General features: G+C 59.2%; 17 protein-coding genes. 5 read left to right on the top strand and 12 right to left on the bottom strand.

Going from position 1 to position 17,276, the window contains the following annotated elements; translation table 11 throughout:
- Window positions 1–30: 30 nt before the first annotated feature.
- From TRIHO_RS12480 to guaA, 7 genes are all read right to left on the bottom strand, one after another.
- A complete protein-coding gene (locus TRIHO_RS12480; protein ID WP_232367779.1) occupies window positions 31–999 on the bottom strand; it encodes an alpha/beta fold hydrolase in 969 nt (322 codons plus the stop codon).
- Window positions 1,000–1,002: 3 nt separating this feature from the next.
- Window positions 1,003–1,941, bottom strand: coding sequence for a homoserine O-acetyltransferase MetA (gene metA, locus TRIHO_RS12485; protein WP_068244002.1), 939 nt, complete (start codon window positions 1,939–1,941; stop codon window positions 1,003–1,005).
- Window positions 1,942–2,004: 63 nt separating this feature from the next.
- Window positions 2,005–2,868 carry an ATPase gene (locus tag TRIHO_RS12490; RefSeq protein ID WP_068244004.1) on the bottom strand — a complete coding sequence of 288 codons (864 nt, stop codon included), beginning with the start codon at window positions 2,866–2,868 and terminating at the stop codon, window positions 2,005–2,007.
- 152 nt (window positions 2,869–3,020) lie between these two features.
- Window positions 3,021–4,160: an outer membrane protein transport protein gene (locus TRIHO_RS12495; protein WP_068244006.1), complete on the bottom strand. Its 1,140-nt coding sequence runs from the start codon at window positions 4,158–4,160 to the stop codon at window positions 3,021–3,023.
- Window positions 4,161–4,291: 131 nt separating this feature from the next.
- On the bottom strand, window positions 4,292–5,185 hold the full coding sequence (locus TRIHO_RS12500; protein ID WP_068244012.1) for a DMT family transporter: 894 nt from the start codon (window positions 5,183–5,185) through the stop codon (window positions 4,292–4,294).
- 60 nt (window positions 5,186–5,245) lie between these two features.
- Complete coding sequence (locus TRIHO_RS12505) at window positions 5,246–6,046, bottom strand: hypothetical protein (RefSeq protein ID WP_232367780.1); 801 nt, start codon at window positions 6,044–6,046, stop codon at window positions 5,246–5,248.
- Window positions 6,047–6,221: 175 nt separating this feature from the next.
- Window positions 6,222–7,784, bottom strand: coding sequence for a glutamine-hydrolyzing GMP synthase (gene guaA, locus TRIHO_RS12510; RefSeq protein ID WP_068244015.1), 1,563 nt, complete (start codon window positions 7,782–7,784; stop codon window positions 6,222–6,224).
- 258 nt (window positions 7,785–8,042) lie between these two features.
- Between guaA and TRIHO_RS12515 the strand changes: the two genes are divergently transcribed.
- The gene (locus TRIHO_RS12515; RefSeq protein WP_068244019.1) at window positions 8,043–9,587 is read left to right on the top strand and encodes a trimethylamine methyltransferase family protein; all 1,545 of its coding nucleotides are present in this window, start codon (window positions 8,043–8,045) and stop codon (window positions 9,585–9,587) included.
- An 11-nt stretch (window positions 9,588–9,598) separates the two neighbouring features.
- Here TRIHO_RS12515 and TRIHO_RS12520 read toward each other — a convergent pair whose 3' ends face one another.
- A complete protein-coding gene (locus TRIHO_RS12520) occupies window positions 9,599–10,003 on the bottom strand; it encodes a DUF6477 family protein (RefSeq protein WP_232367781.1) in 405 nt (134 codons plus the stop codon).
- 567 nt (window positions 10,004–10,570) lie between these two features.
- On the opposite strand from TRIHO_RS12520, the gene TRIHO_RS12525 reads away from it, so the two are divergent.
- The 3 genes from TRIHO_RS12525 (at window position 10,571) to TRIHO_RS12535 (ending at window position 13,870) form a co-directional block, all read left to right on the top strand.
- Window positions 10,571–11,287, top strand: coding sequence for a DUF6456 domain-containing protein (locus TRIHO_RS12525; protein ID WP_332307224.1), 717 nt, complete (start codon window positions 10,571–10,573; stop codon window positions 11,285–11,287).
- Between the two features lie 487 nt (window positions 11,288–11,774).
- Window positions 11,775–12,728 carry a lipoyl synthase gene (gene lipA / locus TRIHO_RS12530; protein WP_068244026.1) on the top strand — a complete coding sequence of 318 codons (954 nt, stop codon included), beginning with the start codon at window positions 11,775–11,777 and terminating at the stop codon, window positions 12,726–12,728.
- Window positions 12,725–13,870: an amidohydrolase gene (locus TRIHO_RS12535; protein WP_068244029.1), complete on the top strand. Its 1,146-nt coding sequence runs from the start codon at window positions 12,725–12,727 to the stop codon at window positions 13,868–13,870. Before lipA ends, TRIHO_RS12535 begins: the two co-directional genes overlap by 4 nt.
- A gap of 41 nt (window positions 13,871–13,911) precedes the next feature.
- Here TRIHO_RS12535 and hpt read toward each other — a convergent pair whose 3' ends face one another.
- Window positions 13,912–14,448 carry a hypoxanthine phosphoribosyltransferase gene (gene hpt / locus TRIHO_RS12540; protein ID WP_068244031.1) on the bottom strand — a complete coding sequence of 179 codons (537 nt, stop codon included), beginning with the start codon at window positions 14,446–14,448 and terminating at the stop codon, window positions 13,912–13,914.
- A 74-nt stretch (window positions 14,449–14,522) separates the two neighbouring features.
- Between hpt and TRIHO_RS12545 the strand changes: the two genes are divergently transcribed.
- Window positions 14,523–14,969 (top strand): type II toxin-antitoxin system RatA family toxin, encoded by a 447-nt coding sequence (locus tag TRIHO_RS12545; protein ID WP_068244034.1) that lies wholly within the window; start codon window positions 14,523–14,525, stop codon window positions 14,967–14,969.
- Window positions 14,970–15,003: 34 nt separating this feature from the next.
- Here the strand turns inward: TRIHO_RS12545 and TRIHO_RS12550 are convergent, their stop codons facing one another.
- The 3 genes from TRIHO_RS12550 to TRIHO_RS12560 are packed head-to-tail and all read right to left on the bottom strand — an operon-like array spanning window position 15,004 to window position 17,110.
- Window positions 15,004–15,489, bottom strand: coding sequence for a CinA family protein (locus TRIHO_RS12550; protein WP_068244036.1), 486 nt, complete (start codon window positions 15,487–15,489; stop codon window positions 15,004–15,006).
- Window positions 15,486–15,983, bottom strand: a complete 498-nt coding sequence (locus tag TRIHO_RS12555; protein ID WP_068244038.1) for a phosphatidylglycerophosphatase A family protein — start codon at window positions 15,981–15,983, stop codon at window positions 15,486–15,488. Before TRIHO_RS12555 ends, TRIHO_RS12550 begins: the two co-directional genes overlap by 4 nt.
- Window positions 15,980–17,110: a bifunctional 2-C-methyl-D-erythritol 4-phosphate cytidylyltransferase/2-C-methyl-D-erythritol 2,4-cyclodiphosphate synthase gene (locus TRIHO_RS12560; RefSeq protein ID WP_068244040.1), complete on the bottom strand. Its 1,131-nt coding sequence runs from the start codon at window positions 17,108–17,110 to the stop codon at window positions 15,980–15,982. The genes TRIHO_RS12555 and TRIHO_RS12560 overlap by 4 nt, the downstream gene beginning before the upstream one ends.
- Window positions 17,111–17,276 lie beyond the last annotated feature (166 nt).

Raw genomic sequence — 17,276 nt, forward strand, 5'->3', positions numbered from 1 at the left:
TTGCTGGACGACTGTCCGATGTTAATGACGTTAACGCAAGTTCGCGCGTTTGGCTGCCCGGTCTACCGCAGCAACCACCGCCTCGGTATGGGTCTGGTGCGGCATATGGCCGACGCCTTCCAGCCTGGTCAATCGGGCGGTTGAAGTTTCATTGGCAAGCCGTTCTGCGTGAATTGAAATCCCGACGGTGGTGTCTGCGGTTCCATGGACGATCTCGATCGGCATCGACAGATCGCCATAGCGCGGAGCCATGGCCTGGATTTCGGACCTGAGGTTTGCCCTTTGACGCGCATTGGCCCGCAGGGACGTGCGGCGCAGGCTCATCGCGAGCCCGAAATGGGCGCCGTAGCCCTCGGGCACCGTTTGCGGCGCATAGACCTCGTCCAGCGCATTGAGCACATAGTCTTCCGTCACCAGTGCGCTGAGAATGGGGACCAGCAGCAGACCACCCAACCTTGAGGAGGTCAGCTTGTAAAACAGCGGCAGATCCGACTCCCAGGGGTGAGAGACGCCAGAGACCGAAACCACGGCAGAAACGCTGTCGGGATGGTCCGTCGCCCAGGCCAGTGCAACCGCGCCGCCATAGCTCTGACCGAGGACAATCGGACGCTCCACACCGAGCTGCTGGCTGACGCTGCGCATCATCTCTGCCTGGGTCTGCACACTGGTGCCCTCGGGGTCGATGATGTCGGAATAACCAAGCCCGGGACGGTCAAAAATCAGGATGTGATAGCGATCTTCCAGCGCCGGCGACAGGTGAAAGGTCATATCCCGCGTGCTGCCGTTTGAGCCATGTATCAATACAAGATCCGGCGCCGTGCCTTGGGGTTGGCCGCGTTCCACCACATGGACCTGATGGCCGTTATAGTTCAATAGCTTGCCTTCGGGCGGGTAGGCCGCTTCGCTACGGGCCTCGCGGACGGCGGCGCCCGCCAAGATGGCGCAGCCCGCAAGCAACAGCCCGACCGCCATCAACAAAAGAAACGATCCAGTCTGCACCGATCAGACCCGATGATCTGTCACATCCAGCCCGATGCGCGCTACGTCGTAAGGGGTGGTTTGATAGATCTCAGACAGCCAGTTTCCGTACAGAAGATGCGCATGCCCCCGCCAGCGGTTGAGCGGTTTCTGCGTTGGATCGTCATTCGGATAGTAGTTGCGAGGCACATTGATTTCCGCGCCACTTGCCACGTCGCGATCATATTCCTGCTTCAGCGTATCGCTATCATATTCGAAATGGTTGAAGATATAGAGCGCCCGGTGGTTCTTGTCCTCGACCAGGCAGGGGCCGACATCGGGGCTGCCCAGCAAGGTCGTCAGCCCCGGCGCGGCGTCTATTTCTGCCTGGCTCATTTCGGTCCAGCGCGACACCGGAATGACAAAATCATCCGAGAACCCGCGCAGATAGGGCGACGTCGGCTGCAGGTTCTGATGCCTGAAACAGCCAAAGGCCTTGTGGTCGAGCATGTGTTTGTCGACGCCATGGAAATAGTTGATCATCGCCATGCCGCCCCAGCATACGCCAAAGGTGGAATGCACGTTTGTCTGGGTCCATTGAAAGACCTCGCGCAATTCGTCCCAATAGGTAACATCTTGAAATTCCAGATGTTCTATCGGGGCGCCGGTGATGATCAGCCCGTCGAATTTCTCGTCCTTGATGTCCTGAAACGGGCGATAGAACTCGGCCATATGTTCGGCCGCGGTGTTCTTCGTCTGATGTTCGGTCATCCGCAGCAACGAGAATTCGATCTGTAGCGGGGTCGCACCGATCAGTCTTGCAAACTGATTTTCTGTCTGGATCTTCTTTGGCATCAGGTTCAACAGCCCGATCCGAAGCGGACGAATATCCTGCCGCGCCGCGTGATCCGGTGTCATGACCATCACGCCTTCGTTCGACAGAACGGAGTAGGCGGGCAGGTCAGCTGGGATCTTGATAGGCATGTCAGGTCCTTTGGTTGAAGATACACGGGCGAAGGGCGCTCGAAGCCTTTCTAGATAGGAGGGTTACGAACGCGCCTCAAGTGTGGATGAGATCAAGTCTTCGAATTCGGCTGTGGTCTTGATCTCGCTGATCTGGTCGGCAGTGACGGTGATGCCCCATTTCTCGGCCATCGCCTGATACCGCGGCTGACGATGGGCGAGCGCCTGGGCGTAGGTCCATCGCAGGAAGCTATGCGGATCAACATCCTCTTCCTGGATGTTGTGATCGTTCAGGAAATCGTTCCAGACAGCGGTCAGAAATTCCGGTTGATAGGCCATCGGTTTGGGGGCGCGGTCAAAACGGCGAACCAGCTCTTTGGTGTGGGCCTCGGTGCCTTTGATCCAGATCAGCAGGGCGTGTTGGCTCAATTCGGTCAACAAGGCGTCATTCTCTGCTGTCGGATCGACCCATTCGCAGATCGACCCGCCGGTATCGCAGATGAAATGGGGGTAGCCATAGATACGCTCGGACCGGTCGATAAAGTAGGCGGTATCAAGCAGGGCTTCGATTTCCGAACGGCGGAACTGGTCCTGGCGTCGGCGGTATTCCTCGATCGGCAGTCCCCCCTTGGCCGCGTCCCCCGGCATGCCGAGATAGGCCGCCACCGCATTGAGGTTGTCGAAGGTGATATTGGGCGCAATGGTAATTGAATCGTTCAGCAACAGGTCCCGCAGGAACGGAACCTTCATCGCCTCGGCCTTGGCATTGTCAGTGATGTATTCGCCCATGTAGCGCGTGCCGATCCGGTAATCGATGGAATAGTGGAACCATTGACCGTCGCCGCGCAGGATATTGCTGATATAGGTCTTGCCCAGGCCAGACATGCCAAAGAACAGAACTCGTTTGGAGGGCGCATCGCGCCACGCCTCAGCGGAGGAATAAAGCATGTGTCAGAAGCCTTTGTCGCGGTCTTTGACTTCTTGCTAGACAGCTGGGCAAGCGGCGTCAATTGCCGCGCGGGGTCACGACCATGCCAAGGCGATAGAAAAAGCCCCGCCGGTTCGGGCGGGGCTTTGGTGTCTGGACTGCTGGGGGCGCGTCAGAAGTAATAGCCGACCTTCAGGCCAAAGCTGAGCGCATCGTTGTCGGTAAAGCTGGCCCGCGCCGTGTCCGGCGTGCCGGTTTCGGCAAAGGCATCTTCCAGCATTGTGTAGCGCACGCCCGCTGTCACCTTGAAGCCGGCATTCTGGTACTGCACAGCAAGACGGATGGCCTGCGACCCTTTGGTGGGGGCCAGAGGAGACACCAGTTTGTCGCCGTCTACGTCCTCATAGATATAGGCGAGGGACCCAGACCAGTTGTCGTTGAGACGGCGACCGATGCCAACCGTGTAGGTGATCGAATCGTCCAGCGTGATCAGCTCGACCGGTACAGGCAGGGCCGCGTTTGCCGCTGGCGGATCAAGACGCGTGGCGCTGTGTTCAACCCAACGCACACCGGCGAGCAGCAGGGTGTCCTTGGCAATGCCTGTCTGAAAATCAATGTTCAGGGACTGTGGCGTCTTGGTCTCTGTGGTCGAATTGACCGACGCACCGCCGAGGGCTGCGGGGAAATTCTCGGTCAGGGCGAAATCATGGGTGATCTCGGAGCTGTAGGTCACCGCAAGCCGCAGTGCGATGTCCGGGATTTCGTAGGCACCGCCAACGACAAAGCCAAACCCGCCTTCGTTTTCGATGTTGACGTTATAGCCGGACAGCGCCCCATAGGCCGCGCCGGACAGCGTCACATCGCCCTTGATTTCCTGATAGCGCAGACCGCCGTGCAGGCTGAACCGATCATCCAGCTTGTAGCGCAGAAGCGCCGTCAGCGAGTTGGACGACGCATCGGCCGCAGTCCCGTTCAAAAGAGCGGACCCGCCAGTGGACGGATAGCGGACATCCACACCCCAAGGTTGATCAAAGATCAGGGCGAAGGCCAGCCGGTCATTGAGATCGGTTTTGTAGCCGCCGCCAATCGTGTTGAAGCTGTTGCCGATATCGCCGGTGGCAGATTGCGCCGGGTTGAAGGCCGCCACATCATTGCCGCTCAGGTCGGGCGAAGTGGTGGCAAAAGAGAACTCTGCATAGGTCCCCTCTTCAAAGATGATACCGACCGGTTGTCCGGTCCGGTCCAGGCCAGCAGCGATGGCACTGGACGCCATGAGTGAAGTCGCAACGGATGCGGCCATAAAATGTTTCATAAGTGTCCTCCCTCGGGTGAGAATCGAAAGAATCTTTCAATCACCCTTCCGAGAGAAGAGTAAAAAATATGTGACGTCTGAGGCAATGTTGACGGAACGGCAGCTTTGGTCTGCCGCGTGGCACAGGGGTCTCACTGTTGCCGGGAAGATACAATATTGAGGAAGTTCCCGGTCAGGATCAGAGCCGCCCCGACAAAAAGCCAGATTTCAACAGGCTCGCTATAGATCAGCCACCCCAGCAGCGCGATGAAGGGCAGGCGGACAAAGTCGATGGGGACCACAACTGCAGCGGGTGCAAGCGACAAGGCGTTGGTGATACAAAAATGCGCGCTCAGGCCGGCGCAGCCGATAATCAGCAGGAACGGCAGATTTTGCGCGTCAGGCAGGGCGATATCCAGATCCCATCCGGCAAAGACAATGCCCAGAACGAGCTGCATCACCGTCAGCCAGAACATGATCGACCAGATGCTTTCGGTCCGGGTCAGCCGCTTTGTCGCGATATTCGTCAGTGCAAAGAACACCGCCGATGCGGCGGCACAGGCAAGACCGATGTTGAAGGTCGCCGGGCTGGGACGGGCAACGATCAGAATCCCCACAAAGCCCAGACAGACCGCAAGGCCGCGCATGCGCGTAAGCTTTTCCCCCAGAAAGATCGGCGCCAGCAGAATGACCCAGATCGGCGAGGTGAATTCCAGCGCAAAAACCTGCGCCAAGGGTATCACGGAGACCGCATAGAACCACAGGTTCTGACCGGTGAAATGCGCCATATTGCGCAGGCCATGTTGTTTGATGTGCGAAAACCCGACCTGTGGCCAGCGCCGCAGTGCGGTAATCAGGATCGTGACCACCAAAACCCCGACGCAACTGCGGTACATCATGATTTCGAATGTATCGAGGGAGAGGCTCGCCTCCCGGCCGGCCACGGCCATCGCCGAGAACGACAGGATCGCGCCGATCATCCAGATGCCTGCATAGAGGAACGTTGTGTCCCGCTCCGCGCTCTTTACCGCTGCACTGTCCCGCATACTGTCCCTTCCTGTACTTGTGTGCAGATGGGGGGCAAATGCCGGTGGGGTCAAGCCCGTTCAGGCGGCGTTGGTCCGTTTCGTGACATCCACCGCGCCGAAGGTGTCGAGGTATCTGTCCACGATCCCGTCGGGGTCAAAGCCAAGCTGCGCAATCATGTGGTCAATTTTCGCCACCAGGTCTTGCGATGTGGCGATTTGGCTCGCGTTTTTCTTGTCTGGCAGGATCGGAGCCGCGACATGGCCCAACTCGGCCAGAAAGGCAGCGGCGCCTTGCGGTCTGGTGATCTCTTCCAGTTGCGCGTGCACAAAGCGGATGCGATCGCCGAAGAGCCGTTCATAGTAGGTCTGGCGACACTCCATTTCCAGCGTATACCAGAGCGCGGTTCCGCTTTGCCCCATCTTCTCAAAAGGGGCCGAATTCACGATATTGCTCGGGTACTGCGGCGTCAGATACCACTGCCACAGGGTGGTGATATTGCTGAAGTCGTGGCGGTTGATATAGCTCGCGCATTGCCGGGAGAGCGACCGGCGCAGGACGATCACGGTCGTGTCCGGCGCGCGCGGATGGTCCGCGATGGCCTCGATCAGCCCGCATTTCCCGAGGGTATGGTTCGTTTCGGCATAGGGTTCGTCGGTCGGCAACTCATCCAGTTTTTGCTGCCAGAAACGGCGCACTTCCTGATTCGAGCCATAGCTGTTGAAGCTGCGCATCAAGCGGATGCTGGGCATTCGCGTGCCGAAATCCTCGATGCCGAGCGGTTCATGGACCGCATCGAACCCGAGATTGGTGGAGAGGAACTCTGCCAGCCAGGCAGAACCGGACCGACCCGAGGCGAGAGAGAAGTATATCTTAGACAAAACAGGTCCTTGAAGGGGCACCGATCGAAACCGGCGATCTGGATGTTCGTCGTGACCCTAGCAGCCCACGGTTAACGCGGTGTTGCGCCGGGGTGCCCGGACGATCCCTGTGCCAAGAGAAAAGCCGGTGCGAGAGGGCACCGGCTTTGGAAGGTTGTTTTGTCGATCCAGGTGGTTATTCCCACTCGATCGTGCCCGGCGGTTTCGATGTAATGTCGTAGGTACACCGGTTTATGCCTTTGACTTCATTGATGATCCGGGTTGCGGTTTCACCGAGGAATTCATGGCTGAACGGGTAGTAGTCCGCGGTCATCCCATCCACCGAAGTGACAGCGCGGAGCGCGCAGGCGTAGTCATAGGTGCGGCCATCGCCCATCACGCCGACGGTGCGGACCGGCAGGATCGCAACGAAGGCCTGCCAGATGTCGTCATAGAGACCATGTTTGCGGATCTGGTCGAGGTAGATCGCATCGGCCTCGCGCAGGATGTTCAGCTTGTTGCGGGTGATCTCACCCGGGCAACGGATGGCCAGACCGGGTCCTGGGAAGGGGTGGCGGCCAATAAAGCTGTCGGGCAGTCCCAGCTCGCGTCCGAGGGCGCGCACCTCGTCCTTGAACAGCTCGCGCAGCGGTTCAATCAGCTTCAGCCCCATCTTTTCGGGCAGGCCGCCGACATTGTGGTGCGATTTGATCGTGACCGATGGCCCGCCAGAGAAGGAGACCGATTCAATCACATCCGGATAAAGCGTCCCCTGTGCGAGGAATTCCGCGCCTTCAATGCCGTCCGCGTATTTCTGGAACACGTCGATGAACAGTTTGCCGATGATCTTGCGCTTGGTTTCCGGGTCGGATTGCCCTTCGAGTTCGCCCAGGAACAATTCGGTTTCATCGGCGTGGATCACCTGCAGGTTCATGTTGTCGCGGAACATGCCGACGACCTCCTGCGCTTCGTTCTTGCGCAACAGGCCATGATCCACAAACACACAGGTCAGCTGATCGCCAATCGCTTCGTGGATCAGGGCGGCAGCAACCGAGCTGTCAACGCCGCCGGACAGCGCGCAAATCACCTTCTTGTCGCCCACATCGGTGCGGATCTTTTCGACCATCTGCTCGCGGTAGGCGCCCATGGTCCAGTCACCGGCAAAGCCCGCAATCCGAACGAAGTTCTCATAGAGCGTCTTGCCGTTGGGCGTATGGTGGACTTCGGGGTGAAACTGGACCGCATAAAAATGCCGGTCGAGATCGGCGGTAATGGCAAAAGGGGCGTTTGGCGAGGTGCCGTAAACCTTGAAACCTGGTGCGATAACAGAGACATGGTCGCCGTGGCTCATCCAGACCTGTTCCTTGTTTTCAAGGAACCATCCACCGAGCAGATCAATCCGTTCGTCACTTGGCGTCACATAGGCGCGACCGAATTCTGCAGTGCCATGACCGGACAGAACCGTCCCACCAAGCTGGTGCATCATCACCTGCTGACCGTAGCAGATCCCCAGGATCGGGACGCCATAGTCAAAGATCTCCTGCGGCACGCGGGGCGATCCCTCGCGCGTCACACTGTCTGGGCCTCCCGAGAAAATCACGGCCTTGGGCGCGAATTGGCGCACAAAATCCATCGTGACATTCTGATAGGGGTGAATTTCGCAATAGACATTCAATTCGCGCAGGCGGCGCGCAATCAGCTGCGTCACCTGGCTGCCGAAGTCTATAATAAGAAGGCGGTCATGGGCTGTCTCGGTCATGCTTGGCTCTTAGGGTCTGCGGCCCCGTCTGGCAAGAGGCCTGATTGCGCGACTGGGAGGTTTTCACCGGCCGCGGTCCCTGTGGTGGACCGATCGGCTGCCATCGGCGCATCCGTGGCGTGTCTGTGTCGCCTCGGGGGCGAAAATCCCGGCGCGAATGTCGCATTTATGCGAGAATAGCCGTTATCCTTCGAGGGCGGCGGTGTTGGCTCCGATAGGTAGACTGCACAAAGATTCATACTGTCGTGAGGAACAACGATGACAGATGCAGCACCGCGTCGCCGGAACCGGGGTGGCGGTGGCGCCGCCCGTCGCGCAGAACGGACGAGCGTCAAATTCGAAACCGCCAGATACATCGAACGGAACATACCGAATTTCGAGGTGCTGAACGAAGAGGCGCTTCAGATCATTGAAGCGAACGCGGAAACCGTGCTCGAAGAAATCGGCGTCAATTTCGTCGACAACCCAAGCGCACTGGATCTGTGGCGAAACGCAGGGGCCGATGTGCAGGGCGAACGGGTCCGCATCCCGCGTGGACTGGCGCGCAAGCTCTGCGAAACCGCGCCGAGCGAATTCACCCAGCATGCCCGCAACCCGGATCGAAATGTCGTAATCGGTGGCCGGAACCTCGTGCTTGCGCCGATCTACGGGCCTCCCTTTGTTCGGGACGCAAACGGCGGGCGCCGGTATGCGACGCTGGAGGATTTCCAGAAGTTCGTGAAGCTGGGGTATATGTCCAAATGGCTGCATCACTCGGGTGGCACCGTCTGCGAGCCGACGGATGTGCCGGTGAACAAGCGCCATCTTGATATGCTGATGGCCCATATGGAGCTGTCGGACAAACCCTTTATGGGGTCGGTCACCGAACCCAGCCGCGCCCAAGACTCTGTCGATATGTGCAGCGTTCTGTTTGGCGCCGACTTCGTCCAGAACAATACCGTGATGACCTCGCTCATCAATATCAACTCGCCGCTGACCTTTGACGACGTGATGATGGGCTCGCTCGAGGTCTACGCGCGGAACAACCAGGCCTGTATCATTTCGCCCTTTATCGTCGGCGGCGCGATGGCGCCCGTGTCGGTCGCAGGCACGCTGACGCAGGTTCTCGCCGAAGTTCTGGCCGGTGTCGCCTACAGCCAGCTGGTCCGGGCCGGGGCGCCCGTGATCTTTGGCGCTTTTGTGTCCTCCATCGACATGAACTCCGGCGCGCCGACCTTTGGCACGCCAGAGGCCTCGCTTGTGACCTATGGCGCGGGTCAACTGGCGCGGCGTTTGAACCTGCCGTTCCGCTCGGCGGGATCGTTCTGCGGCTCCAAGCTGCCGGATGCTCAGGCCGCCTATGAAAGCGCGAATTCCCTGAACATGGGGCTGATGTCCGGGGTCAACTTCATGCTCCATTCCTGCGGCTGGCTCGAAGGGGGGCTGGTTGCGGATTTTGAGAAATTCGTGATGGACGCCGACCAGCTTGGTGCGCTGCATGGGCTGGCCAAGGGGATTGTGGCGGACGAGACGGGGCAGGCCATGGACGCCATTCGCGAAGTCGGGCCGGGCGGGCATTATCTCGGCTGCGCCCATACCCAGGCCAATTTCAAAACGGCCTTCTGGAAGTCGGATCTTCTTGACTACAAGCCCTTTGAAACATGGGAAGAAGAAGGCGCGCGCGATACCTATAAACTGGCGACATCGCGGGTCGAGAACCTTCTGGCGACCTACAAGCAGCCAGAGATGGACCCCGCCACCCGCGAGGCCTTGCTTGCCTTTGTTGCCGAGAAGAAAGCCTCGATGCCGGACGCGTTTATGTAGCGCAGGCCACATCATCCAAAACACTCCCAGGTTACGGCGTCGATTTCGGCGCCGTTTTCCGTTGTGGGATGCCGGTCAATTTCATTCTTTGTCGCCGCAGCCCCGGCGGCATGCCCTGTTGGGCCTCCGGACCGGCTGGCGGCGATATAGTCCCGGCTTTCGGCGGCGATAGCGATCAGCACTTCGACATGGCGCACCAGCGAATATCCGGGGTTGCGGGCAACACGCGCGGCGTCCTGCTCTGCCTCAATGTCCAGAAGTCGCACCAGGATCAGGCCGTGGCGAACGGGCAGGACCGGCCCCAGTATCCGTCTGAGATCCCGGTGCCTGGAATACCCCGTCGCGCCGATCCGGGCCGCGCGTGACAGCAATCTGGGGCGGGAGAGAGTTTTGAGACGGCTTACCAAGTCCTGCATGACGGTCCTCATTAACCAGTGAACAATGGCGTGGATAATACTCAACCTCGACGGGTGTTGCGGATTTCTGCGGATTGGCGAACTGTGTATTTTCGTTCGCTTTGATAATCTGTGGCATGTTCGTTGAGCTGCCAGAATTCAATCGTCCAGCAAGGTGCATGAGAAAAGTCCCGGGGGCAGAGCCGCTGATGCTTCTTCGACTCTCAGCGCCATGCAACAAATCGGGGGACAACTATGAACGGAAACATCAAGACAGATTTACCTGGTTGGGTTTCTGCTGAGGTTTTTCGGTATCTGGAACATACGGTCGCGCAAGTTTCCATCCGCGAGCTGGCGAGGCGGGCTGATTGTCATGCTTCTACCGTGCTGCGGCAGGTGCGCCGGCTGGAGACGAACAGAGAGGACCCGCTGATCGACGGCGCCTTGCAGCGGTTGTCCGAGACATTCTATCCAAAGGCAGAGGGGGAGACAGAAAATCAGGACAAAAACTATTACTCTGAGCGGGATGCGGCCCGTTGCTTAACCATGCTGACACAGCCGAGCGCTGTACTTGTTGCCGGACGGGACATGCCAAAGGTTGTTGTCGTGCGGGGCGCTGGCGAAGATCTGAACAAAACCGTGGTCGACCGCAGTCTCGCCGAGGTGCTGGCGCTGCTGGAGTGGATCACCTGTTTCGCGTCTGGTCGGGTGTTCCGCTATCGCATTTCGATGGAAGGTCGCGACTTTCTGGCAAAGACGATGGCGGCGGCAGAGAATAAACGCCGCGTTCGGATAGAGACAACGACGCAATCTGGTATTGCCGCCGTGATCGCCGCGACCCCGGTCAAGGCGGAAAAGTTTAGCAAACGGGCCCGATATGGGCAGCTTGAAACCCCAATCCAAACCCTCGCTCGGCTGGTGGACCGCAATGGCGACCCGTTCTTGACAGCGGAAATGGTAAGCGCTGGCGAGAGGTTGCGAGAAGACTTTGAACTGGCGCAGATCGGTCGACATGTCGCCATCGAACAAGCCAGCTTTGCAGAGCCAGGCGGTTTCGGAGAGCCCCGCGATTTTGACAGTCCGGCAAGACAGGCGTTTCAACGCGCCTCTTCCGCGCTTTGCGCCTTGGGGCCAGGGCTGAGCGACATTGCCATGAAATGTTGTTGCCATCTGGAAGGGCTGGAGGCGGCAGAGCGGGATTTGGGGTGGTCCGCACGATCCGGTAAGATCGTGCTCCGCATCGCATTGGAGCAGTTGCACCAGCACTATATGGCGCAACCGCCTCAAAGCCAGATGATTGGGTGACCGATGCGCAAGAATATTACCCAATATCAAAAGATGGCCGACGCGGCAGAGGGTAACCTTCAAAAAGGTGAAGTTAGGGATTGTACCTGACAGCGCTGCGGCGTCGGGTGGGGTAAAGGGAGAACAAATGAATATGTGCCAAGGGAAATTAAGAGGGCTGTCAGAATAATAAACGAAATTTCAGAGTGGTTGAATTGATATGTGCAAACAAAGTTCGATGATCAATGGAAATGAAACGGAGAATGTAAGTGAAAGACACGCGAAATAAATCCGTACGATCCGGTGAAGTGAGAGGTGGAAGTTTTATCGCCCACATTCGGTATTTTTATGAGGGTTTTCGAATTCAGGTCACCTGATGTGTTAACGATCTGGAATTGGTCAACGGTTTCAATGCGTTTTGCGCAGGGCAGGCATGCGCCTCTGGTCGTGGTCCTCTGCGGCTGCTATGTTACGGTGCAACAACCGACGTAGCCACAAGGAAGACCCTGTGCGAGATCTGAAGATTCCAGAGCAGCGCCACCCAGAAAAAGCGCATCGCCCCGATAATGCTCAGCCCAAGAAGCCAAGCTGGATTCGCGTCAAGGCCCCAGGTGGCAAAGGCTATGCCGAGACCCACAAGATCATGCGGGAAAATAATCTCGTCACCGTCTGTGAGGAAGCCGGCTGTCCCAATGTCGGTGAATGCTGGAGCCAGGGGCACGCGACCATGATGATCATGGGCGACACCTGTACGCGGGCCTGTTCGTTCTGTAATATCGCCACGGGAAAACCGCCGGAGGATCTGGATGCATTCGAGCCTGGGCGCGTCGCCCATGCGGTCGCCAAACTGGGTCTGAACCACGTGGTCATCACCTCCGTTGACCGCGATGACGTGGAGGATGGCGGCGCGTCGCATTTCGCACAGACCATCCGCGCGGTCCGTCATCGCTCGCCGTCGACAACGATCGAAATTCTGACGCCCGATTTTTTGCGCTGTGATGACTCCGCGCTGGAGACCGTGGTTGCGGCCAAGCCAGATGTCTTCAACCACAACCTTGAAACCGTGCCAGGCCTTTATCCAGAGGTGCGCGCCGGGGCCCGTTACTTCCACTCCCTGCGCCTGTTGCAACGGGTGAAGGAAATCGATCCCAGCATCTTCACCAAATCCGGGATCATGGTGGGCCTGGGCGAGGGGGCAATGCAGGTCAAACAGGTGATGGATGACATGCGCGCCGCGGATATTGATTTTCTGACCATCGGTCAGTATCTGCAGCCGACACCGAAACATCACGCTGTCGATCGGTTCGTGACGCCGGAGGAGTTCGCTTCGTATGAAAAAGCGGCCTATGGCAAGGGGTTCCTGATGGTATCAGCCACGCCGTTGACGCGTTCGTCTTATCATGCGGGCGAAGATTTTGCCCGACTGCGCGCAGCCCGGAACGCCAAGCTCGGCCTGGCATGACGCCGGAGCAGTTGGCGAGGTTGACGAGGCTTCGCCACACGCTTCATGCCGCGCCGGAACTGTCGGGGGCTGAACATGCCACTGCCCGCCGCATCCAGTCCGAGATGGAGGCGCTTGGCGCTGACCGGGTTCTGACGGGGCTTGGCGGCGCCGGGGTGGCGGCGGTGTTTGACAGCGGGTGCGCAGGGCCAACTCTCGCGATCCGTTGCGAGCTGGATGCGCTGCCCATTCCCGAAGAAAACGACCTGAACTATGCGTCGCAAGTTGCGGGCAGGGCGCATCTTTGCGGGCATGATGGCCATATGACGATAGTGGTCGGCGTGGCGATGGAGCTGGCGCGGCAGCGCCCGGCCAACGGCCGGGTAGTTTTGATGTTTCAGCCCGCAGAGGAGACAGGAGAAGGCGCCATCGCCTTTCGATCATCGCCTGGATTTGCCGAGATCTCGCCCGATGTCGTTTTGTCGCTCCACAATCTTCCTGGGCTACCTTTGGGCGAGGTCGAGCTGCCGAACGGTGCGGCGAATTGTGCATCGCGGCGGGCGCGTATTCGGTTGATCGGGCGGACCTCTCACGCGGCTGCGCCGCAGGACGGGGTGTCGCCCGCGGCGGCGCTGGCTGATCTGATCGCCGAGCTGGCGCAGTTGGGAGGGGGCGGCGCGGTACGTGACGAGACCTATGCCTTGACCGCGATCACCCATGCGGTTCTGGGTGAGCAGACATTTGGCGTCTCTCCGGGCATGGCCGAGCTTTGGGTGACACTGCGCACGGTCACTGACGCGCGCATGACCTCGCTCCGCCAGAGCCTGTTGGAGAGGGTGAGGGTCAAGGCAGAGGCATATGGTTTAACACAGGAAATTACCTATCATGATGTGTTTGAGGCCTGTACCAACGCACCGGATGCCGTGGCCCGGATCACGGCGGCTTGCCATGCGCAAGGTGTCACGCTCCGCCCGAGCGCGCAGCCGCAAGCTTTTTCCGAGGATTTTGGCCAATTTGCAAAATCGGCCCCGTCGGCGATGTTCTGGCTTGGTGCGGGAGAAGACCACCCGCAGCTTCACAATCCGGATTACGATTTCCCCGACGCCCTGATCCCGATTGGCACTGGGATCTTTCTACAGGCGATCCGGGATGGGTTGGGCTGACGGCCCTGCAATCGGCCTGACGCGGCCTGCGCTGTTTCAGTTCAGTTGAAGCGGACCTTGCCGATATGCGGCAGGTTTCGGTTGCGTTGTGCAAAGTCGATGCCATAGCCGACCACAAATTCGTCCGGGATTTCAAAGCCGATCCAATCTGCACGGAAGTCCACTTCGCGGCGTGAGGGTTTGTCGAGCAGGGCGATGGATTTGAGCCGCGCGGGTTTGCGGCTGTTCAGCAATGAAATCACATGGTTGAGCGTATGCCCCGTGTCGACGATATCTTCGACAACAAGGACGTCACGCCCTTCAATTGCGCCGCGCAAGTCTTTGAGAATACGCACCTCTCGACTGCTTTCCATACCGTCGCCATAGGAAGACGCCTCGAGGAAATCCACCTCGATTGGCAGGTCGAGCTCGCGGACAAGGTCGGCGATAAATACAAAACTACCCCGCAGGAGGCCGACCACCACCAGCTTGTCGGTATCGCCGAATTCGCCGGTTATCTCTTCGCAAAGCTCCTCGATGCGCGCAGCGATGGCTTTTGCTGAAATCATCACATCGATGACATATGGTTGCTCTGACATGCTTGCCCCCTTGAATCTCGACCGCGTTCATAGGACACCACGCGCCACCTGTACAGAAGACGAAGCCAGCCTATATGCCCACACATTCGGAAACCCGACACATGCCTTATACCGCACAACAGATGTATGATCTGGTTGCGGATGTGGCATCTTATCCAAAATTTCTGCCTTGGTGCACGGCTGCACGGATCCGCAGCCGCACGCCTCAGGGGGAGGCCGAGGTGATGGAAGCGGACCTGGTGATTTCCTTCAAGGTGTTCCGCGAGCGTTTCGGCAGCCGGGTGGTGCTGTTTGCGGAACACAAGAAGATAGACACCGAGTATCTGGATGGTCCGTTTCGCTATATGAAATCGAATTGGGCCTTTGAGGACCGGGCCGATGGCGGCTGTGACGCGTCGTTTTTCGTTGACTTCGAATTCAAGAATGCGGTGCTGCGCGGTATCATCGGCGTGGTCTTTAACGAGGCGATGCAGCGGATCGTGCGCGCCTTTGAACGGCGTGCATCCGAGCTCTACGGCTAGAGGAAACAGGCTCTAACAAGGCGGATTTTCTTCTTTAGCCGGGGGAAGGGCCCAAGGCCTGAAGCAAGAGCGCCAAGGCGTGATCGCAACTTGCCTGACGGACCTGTTGTCGGCCGAGGGCGCCAAAATCGACCAGTTCGGTCCGGGTTTGCGCCCCGGCCTGTGCCAGGCCAAAGCAGACCCGCCCTTCGGGTTTGAAATCGGACCCGCCCGGGCCTGCGATTCCGGTGACAGAAACGGCCAGCCCGACCCCCGCGCGGCTGCGCGCGCCCTCGGCCATTTCGCCTGCGGTTTCTTCACTGACGGCACCAAAACGTTCCAACGTCTCGGCCTGAACACCAAGCATCTGCATTTTGGCGGCGTTGGAATAGGTGATAAAGCCGCGATCGACCACCGCCGAGGATCCTGGAACCTCGGTCAGGGCGGCGACAATCATGCCGCCGGTACAGCTCTCGGCGGTGGCGATGGTGGTGCCTTGCGCTTTGGCACGTTCAAGCAGAAGGGCGATATCCGGGGTCACAATCCAAGTAACCCATGCGACAGACCGGCCAACAGGACAATGCCGATTGCCGCCATAACGCCCGCAATCAAGTCGTCGGTCATGACGCCAAAGGGGCCTTTTTTTCGATCCGCCCAGCCGACGGGTCCGGGTTTCCAGATATCGAACAAGCGGAACAGCAGGAAGCCGGCGATCCAGCCCGGCCAGAGGGCGGTGATGTCCAGGCCATGCAGCCAGGCGGGCAGGGACAAGGCCCAGAGCGCCAGCATCTGACCGGCCAGCTCATCCAGCACGAATTCAGATGGATCGAGGTCCTCTTGACCGCGGGTCATTTCTGTGGCGGCCCAATAGCCGGCAACAGTGGCAATGACGGTGACCGCAGCCAGCAAGGGAAAGCCGCCAAGCTGGTGCAGCAGAAGGGTCAACGGCAGGGCCAGCAGCGACCCCCAGGTGCCGGGGGCAGGGCGAAAGTGGCCGACGCCACAACATGTTCCAAGGAGTTGTGCAAGTGTCATGAGCGCACCAATGCTGCTGTTGCGAGGGCGGCGATACCTTCGCCGCGCCCGGTAAAACCAAGCCGTTCTGACGTGGTGGCCTTTATGGAAATCCGGTCCAGTTCCAGGCCCGTGATCTCGGCCATGCGGGTCCGCATGGCGGCGGCATGGGGACCGATCTTGGGGAATTCGCAGACGAGCGTGCAGTCGATATTGCTGATGGTGAAGCCCAACTCGTGCGCGCGCGCGACCGCATGTCGCAGGAAAATCTCGGATGCGGCGCCTTTCCATTGCGGATCGCTTGGCGGGAAATGGCGTCCGATATCCCCATCTGCCAATGCACCATAAAGCGCATCCGTGACCGCGTGCATGCCAACATCCGCATCGGAATGTCCCTGCAAGCCGCGGTCATGCGGCACGCAGACGCCGCAAAGCGTGACAGAGTCCCCCGGGCCAAAACGATGCACGTCATAGCCGTTGCCCAATCTGATATCCATGGCAGTCCTCAATATAGTCTCGGCGCGGGCGAAATCCTCGGGCCGTGTTATTTTGATATTATCCACGTCCCCCGGAACGATGCGGACCGGGAGCCCAGCGGCCCGAGCCACCTCTACATCGTCAGCGGCGGGCGTGTCCGACGCGAGATGAGCCGCAAGGATGGCCTGATAGTGGAACCCCTGAGGGGTCTGCGCCGCAAAAAGCCCGGTTCGGTCCTGCGTCCCACTGACCTTGCCCTCTGCCCCGGTCCAGAGGGCATCCGTTACCTGGACACCGGGGGCGGCGGCCGGACAGGTCTGCAGCGCATCGAGGACGGCGCGGATCACGTCCGGCCGGACGCAGGGGCGCGCGGCATCGTGGATCAGGACATGTTCGATGTTCTGGGACTGCAAGGCGCGCAAGCCATTGCGGACAGAGGTCGCTCTGTCCGGTCCGCCGTCGGCGAGGAGAAGGTCAGTGCGCTGTTCCAGAATCTGTGCCGCGCTATGAGGGTCACGGACCACAACGATCCGGTCCAGCCCCACCTGTTTGAAGGCCTCAATCGTCCACTCGATGACAGGGCGTCCTGCAAGTGTCCGCCACTGCTTTGCCAGTCCGCCGCCTGCGCGTGTTCCTTTGCCTGCGGCAACAATCAAAACGGCGGTGGTCATTGTGAAGGCACGTCCTTGATGCGGGTGAAACTGCGCTGTGTTTACGGTGCGGCGGATAAACTGGCAACGGCTGCGGTTTGGGTGATTAAAAAACAGGCAAGTGCATCACTTGTGCAGGGTGGAATGGCGTCTTGGAATGGAGCATAGGAACGTTTCAAGCTAATAA

Origin of the sequence: Tritonibacter horizontis (genome assembly GCF_001518015.1) — a bacterium.
In the GTDB taxonomy this organism is placed as follows: Bacteria; Pseudomonadota; Alphaproteobacteria; order Rhodobacterales; family Rhodobacteraceae; genus Epibacterium; species Epibacterium horizontis.